The following is a 12,411-nucleotide window of genomic DNA, read 5'->3' as shown; positions in this document are numbered from 1 at the left end:
CGTCCCTTATGGGTAGCAATAGGAGTCCGAGGAGCAATCGCCGCCTTCGAGGCGGATCTGATGCGGCCTGTGCCCCTTGGGCCACTCGATGAAGAAGTCCTCATCGAACGAGATGCCGCCGTCCGGATCCGCGTTCAGCTTCACCATCCAGCCCTCGAAGCCGCGGTGGTAGAACTGCTGGTCGATGGAGCCGTAGAGCGAGTTTGTGAAGTACACCCGCCGACCGTCCCGGCTGATCTCGACCATCTGCGGCCCACCCGTCAGATGCCCGTTCTTCGCCCTGGGATGGGAGGCGCGCGACACAATCCCGCCGATCCGCACCTTGCCGGTGAGCTTGGGGTTCAACGGGTCGGACACATCATATTGCTGGAGATCGCCCGTGCCCCAGCAGGACACGTAGAGAAACCGGTCATCCATGGACAGATCGATATCGGTCACGAGCGGCGGCACCGCGCCGAAGCCTTTCAGCATGTCCGGCAGGTCGTCGGCGCTCGCGGGTTCGGCCGGGATCGTGATGATCTTTTTGACCGCCCAGCGATTGCCGTCACGATACCAGGTCCAAATCGAGGAGGAGAGATCCTTCAGGCTGATCACGCAATTGACGAACCCATAGGCCTTCGTCGGATCGTGGGCGGGCCGAAGCTCGAACACGAGTTGGTGCTCCTCGCCGAAATCGATTTCCTGGAGGTGCTTGCGTTTCAGCAGATCCCAGAAATGCAGGCGCCGGCCATAGCGCGAGCCGAGCAGGATCTCGGGAACCAAGCCGTTCTCGAAGGTGTCAGGCGTGCCCCATTCGCTGGTTACCAGCGTGTCGTATCCCAGGTGCCACCAGCCGTCATAGGCAAGTTGCTGGGGTCCCCGGTCGATCTCCCAGCGCCCGAGCGGCTCGAAGGTCTGGTGGTCCATGATGAAGATGCCACCGGGCGCCGCGCCTTCCGCGCTGCCGAGGGCCGTGACGTAAATGCCGTCCGGTCCACAATGGATCGTGTGCGGCCGCGTGTAGCCGGTCCGTTCGGCGATCACCTCGGGCTCGATCACCTTCACGATCGCCGGACTGTGTGGATCAGGCTTCGTGTCGATGATGTGAATGCGGGACGAGCGCAGGCCCGGCACCACAAGGTAGCGCCTCTCCACGTGCGGGTGGGGCATGTTGGGACAGAGGCAGGACGAACAGGCGTTCCATCCGAAATGGTGCAGTTCATCGCCCGTGTTGGGCATGGCCACCGATCCAACGATCTGGGCATAGGACGGCGAGGCCGGGTCGAGATCAACGACGGCGATGCCGTCGGGCTGTTGCCGGTCCGGATCGAACATGGCCACATAGGCCAGCGTCTCCGGCGGGGCTTTCTCGGCCAAGCGCGGGGATGGATAGAAACTCGGATCGGGCTGCCAACGCGTCACGACACCCTCCCTGATCGCCCCCTGAGGTCGATGGCAAGTGTCCTTAGCCTTGTGCTGACCAGGGCATCATATCCGATCCTCCGGCTTATGTCGCGTCCAACCTCAACAATTGATAGGCCTGTGGAAACGTCTCGAAGGCAGGGACCGCCGCTGTCGGCTTTCCGATCCCCGCGGCGGCAGGCCGAGAACGTCGTTCGTCACGTCCGCGAATGTCGCGGATTCGCACCGGAACGAATACAGGTCTGGAGGGTTCCGGCTTCTGCAGGCATGACTACCTTCAGGGCCAGCCTGCGCCGTCCCGGGGAGATCGACATGGCTGATAGTGTTCGCCCCTCGCCAGCCCCGGCCCGGGTCGAGCGCCCGCTCGATGCTCTCAACTTCTTCCTGGCAGATGTGCGCGATGGGCTCGGACCCTACCTCGCCGTCTATCTCCTGACGATCCGGCACTGGAACGAGGCCGAGATCGGTCTGGTCATGACCATGGCCGGTCTGGCGGCCATCATGGCCCAGACCCCGGCCGGCGCCCTGATCGATGCCACCCATGCCAAGCGGGCCGTGATCGTGGTTGCGGCGCTTGTCGTCACCGCGGGATCGCTGCTTCTGCCTTTCCTTGCATCGTTCTGGCCCGTGGCGGTGTCGCAGGCCGTGGTCCACGCCACCGGCACGGTGTTCGCGCCCACCATCGCGGCAATCACCCTCGGCATTGTCGGACACGCCCACTTCGCGCGCCGGACGGGCCGCAACGAGGCGTTCAACCATGCCGGCAACGCCTTTGCGGCAGGAGCCGCTGGCGCGGCCGCCTATCTGTGGGGGCCGGTCGTCGTGTTCTTCCTCATGGCTGCCATGGCGATTGCTAGCCTCGTCAGCGTCTTGATGGTCCCGGCGAGCGCCATCAACCATGAACAGGCGCGAGGCCTGTTGGACGGCGCCGCCGCCGCGGACGACCAGCCATCGGGGTTGAAGATCCTGGTCACGTGTCGCCCGCTCCTGATTTTCGCCGCCAGCGCCGTGCTGTTTCATCTCGCCAATGCCGCCATGCTGCCGCTGGTCGGCCAGAAGCTGGCCCTCCAGGACAAGAACCTCGGCACCTCCCTGATGTCGGCCTGCATCGTGGCCGCTCAGGTCGTCATGGTGCCGATGGCCATGCTCGTGGCGCGCAAGGCCGACATCTGGGGCCGCAAGCCCATGTTCCTGGCCGGGTTCCTGATCCTGCCCATCCGCGGCGTTCTGTACACCCTCTCGGACAATCCCTACTGGCTGGTCGGAGTCCAGCTGCTCGATGGCATTGGAGCGGGTCTCTACGGAGCGCTCTTTCCGCTGATCGTGGCCGACCTGATGGCAGGCACCGGCCGATTCAACGTGGCGCAGGGAGCGGTCACGACGGCGCAGGGCATCGGGGCTTCGCTGTCCACGGCGCTCGCCGGCATCATCGTCGTGGAGATCGGGTACTCGATGGCCTTTCTGGTGCTGGCCGGCATCGCGTCCGCGGGACTGATCCTGTTCTGGGCGATGATGCCGGAGACGATGCATGGCGCCCCCGGAGAGCCGGCTAATCATGCCACCATCCGTCTCCAGCCCCTCCCGCGTGAGACTGGATAATGGATGCCAGGAACTGGGCCAGCGCGGCCATCTTCGTCCTGACATACGGCGGTATCGCGCTCGGGCGCGTTCCGGGGCTCAGGCTCGACCGAGCCGGGATCTCCCTGCTCGGGGCTGCCCTGATGATCGGTATCGGCGTTCTGTCGCCCGAGGAGGCGTATCAGGCGGTCGACCTCGACACGATCACGCTGCTGCTCGGCATGATGATCGTCGTGGCGCATCTGCGGCTCTCGGGCTTCTTCCGCCTGGTGAACGGCTGGGCGGTCACTCACGCGCATTCGCCCCTGGTGCTGCTGTCCATGATCGCGCTGACCACGGGCGTCTTCTCGGCATTCCTCGTCAACGACGCCGTCTGCCTGATCATGGCTCCGCTCGTGGTGGATGTCACGAAGCGTCTCGGCCGCAATCCGGTCCCGTACCTGCTGGCCGTCGCGATGGGTTCCAACGTGGGGAGCGTCGCGACGATCACGGGCAATCCCCAGAACATGATCGTCGGAGTGATCTCCCAGATCCCCTATGCCACCTTCGCGGCAGCTCTGGCGCCGGTGGCGGCGGCGGGCCTGATTATCGTCTGCGCCCTGATCGCGTTGCTGTGCCGGAGCGAGTTCCGGGTCTCCAAGGTGCTCACGGCGGATCCCGGGCCCAGCCGGATCCACAAGCCCCAGATGCTGAAGGCCATCCTGGTGACGACGGGGGTGGTGGTCGCGTTCTTTGCCGGTGCGCCAGTCGCCAAGGCGGCGATTTTCGGCGCGGCGTTGCTGCTCGTGACGCGGCAGGTGAAGCCCGGCAAGGTGTACCGCGAGATCGACGGCCCATTGCTGCTGATGTTCGCCGGGTTGTTCATCGTGGTGGCGGGAGCCGAGAAGGCCCTTCTGTCGCCCGACATGATCGAAGCGGTTCGCGCATTGCAGCTGGCGAACGTCTGGGTTCTCACCGGCGTCACGGCCCTTCTGTCGAATTTGGTCAGCAACGTACCGGCCGTGCTCGTGCTCAAACCCTTTGTCGAGGGCCTTCCGGATCAGCAGCGGCTCTGGCTCGTCATCGCCATGGCTTCGACGCTGGCCGGCAATCTCACCCTGGTAGGTTCGGTGGCCAACCTGATCGTGGCCGAGAAGGCGCGCGCGGCCGGAATCGAGCTCGGCTTCCGGGCTTATCTGCGTGTCGGAGTGCCCGTCACCGTGGCGACGCTTGCCGTAGGAGCGTGGTGGCTGTCCGGCGGTCCTGGGACCTAGTCTCTCCGGTCTATGAGCAGACCAAACGGCATCCAGATCATGTTCAGCATTGCGATGTATCGGCAAGCTCCGAGTGTGACCACTCCAAGGCAATGCGCGGCGTCATCCCAGGGGAAACCACCGGAACGGGGCGTTTCGTGCCCAGGGCACTTCAACCATTCTATCGGAAGCGAGACCTGAGCTTCATCCAGCCAGAGAGATGAAATATCTCTCGAGAGGGCGTTTCAGAGGAGATTTTACGCGTCCGGCTCGTTCTAAAGAAAGAACATTCTGGTTGATTTAACGGAAAGCACGGCGCGATAATTCCTTTGTCATTCGGCGCTAACGCCAGCCGCACAGGGGACATGTCGTGACGCTCAAATCTCTCTCTGGAAGCAAAGCTCATCTTGCTGCTCTCGTTGGTGTCACATTCCTGGCAGGCACCTCCCTCTGGGGCAGCCACGCGGTTGCCGCAGGCGGGGAGGGCGCGCCTGCGAAGGGCGGCACGCTGGTCTATCTCGAGCAGCAGCCCCACACGAATCTCTACCCGCCGGCCGGCGGCTTCTATCCCAATGGCGGGATCCTCAACCAGATCACCGACAAGCTGACCTACCAGAACCCCAAGACCCTCGAAATCGAGCCCTGGATCGCTGAATCGTGGACGGTCAATGCCGACGCGACGGAGTACACCTTCAAGATCCGGACGGGTGTGACCTTCTCGGATGGCACACCGCTCGATGCCGCGGCGGTCGCCAAGAATTACGACACGTTCGGGCGCGGCAACAAGGACCTGAAGCTGCCGATCTCGGAGGTCATCAACAACTACGACCGCAGCGAGGTCATCGATCCGCAGACGGTGAAGTTCTACTTTAAAAAACCGTCGCCGGGCTTCCTGCAGGGGACGTCCGTGATCGGCTCGGGCCTCGTGTCCCTCAAGACTCTTGCGCTGCCCTACGAGGCTCTGGGCGATGCCACGAAGATCATCGGCTCGGGCCCGTTCGTGGTCGCCAGCGAGACGCTTGGCCGCGAGCTCACGCTGAAGGCCCGCCCCGAGTACAATTGGGGCCCGGCCAAACTTGAACACCAAGGCCGCGCCTATCTGGATGAGATCAAATACATCGTCACGCCGGAAGACAGCGTGCGCATCGGTGCACTTTTGGCAGGGCAGGCGGACGTTATCCGCCAGATACAAGCCTATGACGAGAAGCAGGTCGAGGATGAAGGATACCTGATCTATGCGCCCTCGACACGTGGCGTGAACAACAGTGTCGTCTTCCGGCCGGACAATCCGCTCGTGGCGGATGTCAAGGTCCGTCGCGCGCTTTTGCACGCCACCAACACGGAAGAGATCGTCGCGACCTTGTTCTCGACCAACTATCCGAAGGCGACTTCGATCATCGCCAAGACGGCATCAGGCTATGTCGATCTTTCGCCGAAGCTGTCCTATGATATCGCGAAGGCCAAGCAGCTCCTCGACGAGGCAGGCTGGAAGGTCGGCGCGAACGGCCGGCGTCAGAAGGATGGGCAGACCCTCGAATTATCGGCCTACGAATCCCTGCCGCAGCCGCAGAACAAGGAAACGCTGCAACTCGTCGCCCAGCAATGGGAAAAGGTCGGCGTGAAGCTGAACGTGCTGACGGCCGACTCGGGCAGTGCGACGATCAACAATCTCGACCCCGCCAAGGCGCCCGTATCGCCGGCCATGGTCGGTCGTGCTGATCCGGACGTGATCAAGAGCCAGTACTACCCGACCAATCGCAATGTTCTGCTGCAGAAGGGCGGAAACAGCGACAAGGTGCAGTCCTTCGTCGACGAGCGGTTGAACGGGCTCCTGGATCAGCTCGCGTCCGAGCCGGACCGCAGCAAGCGCCTCGCGGTAGCCGGTGAGGTCCAGAACTACGTGGTCGATCAGGCCTATGCCATCCCGATCTTCGAGGAGCCGCAGGCCTTCGCGGCGGCCCCCTACGTGAAGAACGTGTCTTTCGAAGCGGTCGGCCGTCCGAGCTTCTACAGCACTTGGCTGGCGCCGCGCCGCTGAGGAGTTCTTTGAGCCGGCCGGATGTCCCAGACGAACGACATCCGGCTACTCCATGCCGTTCGTCTCCGTTCTCAGATCAAGGTCACAGACAGAGGCTCTCATGTCGCGATACGTGATTGGAAGGATCGGGCAGGCGGCCCTCGTGCTCTGGGCTGCTTTCACCGTTTCATTCATCCTGCTGCAGGCTCTGCCGGGCGATGCCATTCTGATCAAGTTCCTGAATCCGGAACTCGGCCTGGGTCCGGAGCAGATCGCGGACATCCGCGCCTCCTATGGAGCCGACAGCCCACTGGTGGTGCAGTATTTCCATACGGCTGCGAATTTCCTGACCGGACAATTCGGCTATTCGATTCACGCGGGCGTCCCCGTCGGTGATCTGATCCTGGCCAACCTGCCGCAGACTCTGTGGCTTTCGACCCTCGGCTTTCTGCTGTCGGTCGTTCTCGCAGTCGCGCTCGCCGCACTCTCGGCGCTGTCACCCTTCCTGTGGCTGCGCTCGTTCATCCAGTCCATCCCGGCGCTCTTCATCTCCACGCCGGTGTTCTGGCTCGGGATCCTGCTGATCCAGATCTTCTCGTTTCAGCTCAAGCTCATTCCCATCATCAATCCGGGCCCCTGGCAGGGGCTGATCCTTCCCGTCATGACATTGGCGGTTCCGATTTCGGCACCGCTGGCTCAAATCCTGATGCGCAACATCGACCACGTTCTGACGGAACCCTTCGTGGCCGTTGCCCGCGCCAAGGGAGCATCCCATCGCTGGGTCCTGTGGAAGCACGTGGCGAAGAATGCGGTTCTGCCGACGCTCACCATCGGGGGCATTCTGTTCGGCGAGCTTCTGGCCGGCGCGGTCGTCACGGAAGCGGTCTTCGGCCTCAATGGCCTCGGCGGGCTGACGCAGCGTTCCGTCAACGATCAGGACATCGCCGTCCTGCAGGCGATCGTCGTGTTCTCGGCAACGGCCTTCGTGCTCATCAACCTCACGGTGGACCTGCTGTATCCCGTCTTCGATCCTCGCCTCCGGGTCAGACAAGGAGCTGTCGCATGACCGGCCTGAATACGATCGGACGTAGCCTGCTGAGTGACGATCCGGATGTCCTCGATGGCTCCTCCGCAGGCAAGAGGCACGCATCGTCAGGCGCGCGGTGGCTGAAGGCCGTCAGGAGCATCCAGACCGGACTCGTGCTGGCTTGGTTCGTCATGGCCGTCGTCGCGCTCTGGGCGCTGTTCCCGCAATGGTTCACGAGCTACAGCCCTACGGTCGGAGTGGCCCGCCAGCAGCTTCGCGCACCGAGCGCCGAGCATTGGCTCGGCACAGACGCGCTGGGGCGCGATCTCCTTTCCCGCATCATCTACGGAGCGGGCAACTCGCTCTCGGGAGCCTTCGTGGCCGTGGGCGTCGGTCTCTTGGTGGGCACCACGCTCGGCATCGTCGCGGGATCGGCGCGCGGCAGGATCGACGGAGCCATCATGCGGGGCGTCGACGTGCTGCTGTCGATCCCCCAGCTTCTTCTGTCGCTCAGCATCGTCATTCTTCTCGGCTTCGGCATCGTGAACGCCGCCATTGCCGTGGGCGTGACCTCAATCGCCAGTTTCGCGCGGCTTGCGCGTTCGGAGGTGGTGCGGGTGCGGACCAGCGACTACGTGGAGGCGGCCTTCGGAAGCGGCGGCACGTTCGGCCGCGTGCTGTGGCGTCATATCCTGCCGAACTCCCTGACCTCCGTAATCGCCTTCGCGGCCCTTCAACTCGGCTGGGCCATCCTGACGATCTCCACTCTGGGCTTCCTCGGCTACGGCGCGCCTCCTCCGACGCCGGAATGGGGCCTGCTGATTGCCGAGGGGCGGAATTACATCGCCCGCGCCTGGTGGCTGACGACGGTTCCCGGGATCGTCGTGATCCTGACCGTGCTGTCGGCGAACCGCATCAGCCAATCCTTCGGAAAGGCCAAGGCATGACCGCCGCCATGACCATCCAGCCTGCATCCACCGACGTGTCGACCGCGTCCGTTCTGGAGATCAGCAATCTTGCCGTCGGTTATCGCGGCGGTGAAGGCTTCCAGCGCGTCGTCCACGAGGTGTCGCTCCGGGTGCGCCCAGGCGAGGTCGTCGCTCTGGTGGGCGAGTCGGGTTCAGGAAAGACCACGACGGCGCAGGCGGTCATAGGGCTCCTTGCGGAGAACGGCCGGCTGGAATCCGGCGCGGTGCGCCTCAACGGCACCGACATCGCGGGCTGGTCGCAGAAGCGGCTCGACACGATCCGTGGCAGCAAGATCAGCCTGATCCCGCAGGACCCGACGAGTTCGCTCAACCCGGTCAAGACCATCGGTGAGCAGGTCGCTGAAGTGTTGCAGATCCACCGCAGAGGCAGCCGTGCGGAGATCGACGCCCGCGTCATCGAGCTTCTGACACGTGTCGGCCTCTCCCAGCCGGAGCTGCGCACCAGGCAATATCCGCACGAATTGTCGGGCGGCATGCGCCAGCGCGTCCTCATCGCCATCGCGATTGCGCTGCGTCCCGCCCTGATCATCGCCGACGAGCCGACCAGCGCGCTCGACGTGACGGTGCAGAAGCGCATTCTCGATCTCATCGACGAGCTCCGCCGCGAGTACGGCACGGCCGTTCTGCTCGTGACTCACGACCTGGGCGTCGCGGCCGACCGAGCGAACCATATCGTCGTTCTGAAGGGCGGGCGCGTTCAGGAGCAGGGGCCGACTGCGGATGTCCTGACCTCTCCGCGCAGCGAGTACACGCGCAAGCTTCTGGCCGATGCTCCCTCGCTCGGCAAAGCCCGCTCCGTCTACCGGACCCGATCGCTGCGCACCGGCGCGAGCGACGACGCCATCGTGGTCGAGAATCTGGTGCAGGATTTCTCCCTCAGTGGCCGCCGGGGCTCCTTCCGGGCCGTGGACGACGTCTCCTTCACGGTTCAAAGGGGAACAACCCACGCCATCGTGGGCGAATCCGGCTCCGGCAAGACCACCACCGCGCGAAGCATCGTCGGCTTCCAGAAGCCCACTTCCGGCCGCATTCGCGTCGACGGCGCCGACGTGACGACGCTCCGCGGGGAGAACCTGCGCCAGTTCCGCAGAACCATCCAACTCGTCTACCAGAACCCGTTCGCCTCTCTCGATCCGCGCCAGACCATCTTCGAGATCGTCGAGGAGCCGCTTCTGAACTTCGATCCGCTGCCGCGGGAGGATCGGGCGCGAAAGGTTCGAGGCATTCTCGAGCGGGTAGGCCTTCCGCCATCGATTCTGTCCCGCAAGCCGCATGCCTTGTCCGGAGGGCAGCGGCAGCGCGTCGCCATCGCCCGTGCGCTGGTGCTCGACCCGCAGGTGCTGGTGCTCGACGAGGCCGTGTCGGCTCTCGACGTCACGGTGCAGGCGCAGATCCTGGCGCTGCTCGACGAGCTCCAGCAGGCTCTGGGTCTGACATACCTCTTCATCTCGCACGATCTCGCGGTGGTCCGCCAGATCTCGGATACGGTCTCCGTCCTGCACAACGGCCGCCAGGTCGACGGCGGCCGCGTCGAGGACGTGTTCATGAACCCCGGCAGCGCCTACACGCGCGAGCTCATCAGCGCAATTCCAGGACAGCGCAACGCCAGCCAGCACTCTTTCCGGTAATTCAAGTGGAGCAAACCGATGACGACATCCTCACAGGGCAAAAGGCTCGGGTTCTTCACCCGCCTTCTGGATGAGGCCGGTGCGGCCGAGCGCTACCGCCTGGCGTCGGAGCAGATCGTCCATGCAGAGCGGCACGGGTTCGACTCGGCCTGGGTCGCCCAGCATCATTTCCACGAGGCGGAGGGCGGCCTCCCGTCGCCTCTCGTCTTCCTGTCCCATGTGGCCGCGCAAACCTCGAGAATCCGCCTCGGCACGGGCATCATCACCTTGCCGCTGGAAAATCCCGTGCGGGTGGCTGAAGACGCAGTGGTGCTGGACCTGTTGTCCGGCGGCCGCCTGGAGGTCGGTGTCGGCACCGGCGGCACGCCCTCGTCCTTCACGGCGTTCGGCCTCGACAGTGCGAACCGCTCCGAGATCTACGACCGGCATCTCGCCGTCGTTCGCGAGTCCTGGGATGGGCGGCCTCTGAACGGAGGAGATTACCTCTACCCGTCCGCACCGGGTCTGAACGACCGGGTCTGGCAGGCGACTTTCTCCGTCGGCGGCGGCATTCGCGCCGGAAAGGCCGGCGACGGTCTCATGCTCTCGCGCACGCAGCCTCGTCCGAAGGAGGCCCCACGGGCAACGCTCCCGGACATTCAGCATCCGATCATCGACGCCTATCTCGAGGCGCTGCCCGATGGGCGGGCGCCGCGCATCGTCGCCTCGCGTTCGCTCTTCGTCGCGGACGATCGGGAGGAAGCGCTCCGCCTCGCCGAAAAGGGTCTGCGTCGCGTCGTGGCCGATTTCGCCGCCAAGGGGCACGTCATCCCGGGCAATAGCCTGGCAGACGTTCTCGCCGCCCTCGACACGCATGTGGGCACGCCCGCGGACGTGCTCGAGAGCCTGAGCCGCGACACCATCTTGCCGCGGGTGACGGACCTCGTATTCCAGGTCCACTCGGTCGATCCGCCGCACGAATACATCCTGCGCTCGATCGAACTGATCGCCAGCGAGGTGGCGCCGGCCCTTGGCTGGCACGCGCCCGCAACCAAGCCCGAAAAGCGCGTCGCCCTCGTGCGCTGAGCCCGTCACGTCAAACCCTCGAACGTGAGAAGACCAATGAGCACACATATCCCTGACGTCATCGATCACCTTGCCGGAATCCAGTCGGGTTCCAACCTCGACGTCCTGCGCAATCAGCGGCCGCAGGCGCGGGAGAATGCGCAGAAGAGCTATCTCGCACTGTTCGCGCCGGAATTTCCCGGCGACGTTACGGCTCTCGAACGCTACGCCGTCGCGACCTTCGTGGCAGGTCTCCATGGTCAGCCGCATGTGACCGAGTTCTATTCGGCGGAGCTGCAAAGGCTCGGACATCCCAGACGCACCGACGTGATCGACACGGAAATCGCCCTCGGAGCGGCGAAGGGCCCCTACGGCGCCTACCCGGAAGGGCCCCTGACCGTCGAGAACGAGCAGGGCCCGGTCTACCAGGTGTCCGCCGACAACCGGGAGCGCCTCGGAGCCCGGCTCACGGCGGCCCTGGAACACGCACATCTGCTCGTGCTCCATCCGAGGGACGCGAGCCCTGCCGCCTTGCAGAAGTTGCTCGATGCCGGGTGGTCGACGACGGACATCGTGACCCTGTCGCAGCTCGTGTCCTTCCTGTCCTTTCAGATCCGTGTCGTCGCGGGCTTGCGGGCTCTGGCCGACGCCTCCGCAGTCGAGACCAACGACGCGGAGTATACGCAGATCTTCACGGGCGTCCTGGCATCCGGCGCCGTTTGACGAGGAACCATTCCATGACCGAGACGACGCTGTCGCATGCCGATAACCGCGAGCCCACCGCCTTCACGCAAGAGGAGCTGGGCTGGCTGCCCTGGCTGGAGCCGTTCCCCGCGGATCAACTGACCGAGAGGCACTGGGCGGGCCTTGTCGATGCATCCCGCGCCAAGTCGCCATACTTTCTCCTGCTCGCCCGGGATCCGGACGTTCTGCAGGCGCGGACCAAGACCGACAAGGACATTTTCTACAACACGAGCAACGGCCTTCCCCGGGCCGAACGCGAACTCGCCGCAACCGCGACCTCGCGCTCCAACGGATGCATCTTCTGTGCATCCGTCCATTCCCGGTTCGCCACGCAGTATTCCAAGCGGGGCGCCGACGTTCAGCGTCTTCTCGACGAGGGCATTGGTGCGGATATCGACAGCCGATGGAACGCCATCATTGCAGCATCCGTCGCACTGACGGACACGCCGATCGCCTTCGGCGCCGAGCAGATAGGAGCGCTGCGGGCGGCGGGCCTCGACGTTGGGGAGATCGTCGACGTCATCAACGGCGCAGCGTTCTTCAACTGGGCCAACAGATTGATGCTGTCCCTCGGCGAACCGACCCCGCCGGCAAAATCCTGAAGATCGGACCCAAAGTGCATCCCCCTTTTGGGTCAATCCGATGCTTTCCTTTGAGATCGACACATTGTTGGTCGCGGACCCGGAGGGCCGCGTCCGCGACCCGCAAGCCACGACAGTGAAGACCGGATCCGCACTTCGGCACGATGCAC

The 12,411-nt window shown here is 64.4% G+C and carries 10 protein-coding genes; 9 read left to right on the top strand and 1 reads right to left on the bottom strand.

Features of this window, described 5'->3' with window-relative positions:
* Positions 1-6: 6 nt before the first annotated feature.
* Positions 7-1,401: a selenium-binding family protein gene (locus U0023_RS23300; RefSeq protein ID WP_009764441.1), complete on the bottom strand. Its 1,395-nt coding sequence runs from the start codon at positions 1,399-1,401 to the stop codon at positions 7-9.
* Positions 1,402-1,713: 312 nt separating this feature from the next.
* On the opposite strand from U0023_RS23300, the gene U0023_RS23295 reads away from it, so the two are divergent.
* The 9 genes from U0023_RS23295 to U0023_RS23255 all read left to right on the top strand — a co-directional run bounded on the left by U0023_RS23295 (position 1,714) and on the right by U0023_RS23255 (position 12,262).
* Positions 1,714-3,000 carry an MFS transporter gene (locus tag U0023_RS23295; RefSeq protein WP_009764442.1) on the top strand — a complete coding sequence of 429 codons (1,287 nt, stop codon included), beginning with the start codon at positions 1,714-1,716 and terminating at the stop codon, positions 2,998-3,000.
* Entirely contained in the window at positions 3,000-4,232 is a 1,233-nt protein-coding gene (locus U0023_RS23290; protein ID WP_009764443.1) for an anion transporter, read from the top strand. The genes U0023_RS23295 and U0023_RS23290 overlap by 1 nt, the downstream gene beginning before the upstream one ends.
* 349 nt (positions 4,233-4,581) lie before the next feature.
* Positions 4,582-6,249, top strand: a complete 1,668-nt coding sequence (locus U0023_RS23285; protein ID WP_009764444.1) for a TIGR04028 family ABC transporter substrate-binding protein — start codon at positions 4,582-4,584, stop codon at positions 6,247-6,249.
* A 100-nt stretch (positions 6,250-6,349) separates the two neighbouring features.
* Positions 6,350-7,294 (top strand): ABC transporter permease, encoded by a 945-nt coding sequence (locus U0023_RS23280; RefSeq protein WP_009764445.1) that lies wholly within the window; start codon positions 6,350-6,352, stop codon positions 7,292-7,294.
* Positions 7,291-8,202, top strand: a complete 912-nt coding sequence (locus U0023_RS23275; RefSeq protein ID WP_009764446.1) for an ABC transporter permease — start codon at positions 7,291-7,293, stop codon at positions 8,200-8,202. The genes U0023_RS23280 and U0023_RS23275 overlap by 4 nt, the downstream gene beginning before the upstream one ends.
* Complete coding sequence (locus U0023_RS23270) at positions 8,199-9,872, top strand: dipeptide ABC transporter ATP-binding protein (RefSeq protein WP_009764447.1); 1,674 nt, start codon at positions 8,199-8,201, stop codon at positions 9,870-9,872. Before U0023_RS23275 ends, U0023_RS23270 begins: the two co-directional genes overlap by 4 nt.
* 18 nt (positions 9,873-9,890) lie before the next feature.
* Positions 9,891-10,937, top strand: coding sequence for a putative FMN-dependent luciferase-like monooxygenase (locus tag U0023_RS23265; RefSeq protein WP_009764448.1), 1,047 nt, complete (start codon positions 9,891-9,893; stop codon positions 10,935-10,937).
* Positions 10,938-10,973: 36 nt separating this feature from the next.
* Complete coding sequence (locus tag U0023_RS23260) at positions 10,974-11,639, top strand: CMD domain protein (protein WP_009764449.1); 666 nt, start codon at positions 10,974-10,976, stop codon at positions 11,637-11,639.
* 14 nt (positions 11,640-11,653) lie between these two features.
* Positions 11,654-12,262, top strand: coding sequence for an alkylhydroperoxidase domain protein (locus U0023_RS23255; protein ID WP_009764450.1), 609 nt, complete (start codon positions 11,654-11,656; stop codon positions 12,260-12,262).
* The last annotated feature ends 149 nt before the right edge of the window (positions 12,263-12,411 follow it).

This window comes from Microvirga lotononidis (genome assembly GCF_034627025.1).
Taxonomy (GTDB): domain Bacteria; phylum Pseudomonadota; class Alphaproteobacteria; order Rhizobiales; family Beijerinckiaceae; genus Microvirga; species Microvirga lotononidis.
Note: the sequence above shows the minus strand (reverse complement) of the source record. Positions and strands in the feature narration are given on the sequence as shown.

Excerpts from the sequence above, each read along its gene's own strand:
- U0023_RS23260 (WP_009764449.1), top strand. The coding sequence starts at position 10,974 with ATGAGCACACATATCCCTGACGTCATCGATCACCTTGCCGGAATCCAG.
- U0023_RS23270 (WP_009764447.1), top strand. The coding sequence starts at position 8,199 with ATGACCGCCGCCATGACCATCCAGCCTGCATCCACCGACGTGTCGACC.
- U0023_RS23280 (WP_009764445.1), top strand. The coding sequence starts at position 6,350 with ATGTCGCGATACGTGATTGGAAGGATCGGGCAGGCGGCCCTCGTGCTC.
- U0023_RS23255 (WP_009764450.1), top strand. The coding sequence starts at position 11,654 with ATGACCGAGACGACGCTGTCGCATGCCGATAACCGCGAGCCCACCGCC.
- U0023_RS23275 (WP_009764446.1), top strand. The coding sequence starts at position 7,291 with ATGACCGGCCTGAATACGATCGGACGTAGCCTGCTGAGTGACGATCCG.
- U0023_RS23295 (WP_009764442.1), top strand. The coding sequence starts at position 1,714 with ATGGCTGATAGTGTTCGCCCCTCGCCAGCCCCGGCCCGGGTCGAGCGC.
- U0023_RS23265 (WP_009764448.1), top strand. The coding sequence starts at position 9,891 with ATGACGACATCCTCACAGGGCAAAAGGCTCGGGTTCTTCACCCGCCTT.
- U0023_RS23290 (WP_009764443.1), top strand. The coding sequence starts at position 3,000 with ATGGATGCCAGGAACTGGGCCAGCGCGGCCATCTTCGTCCTGACATAC.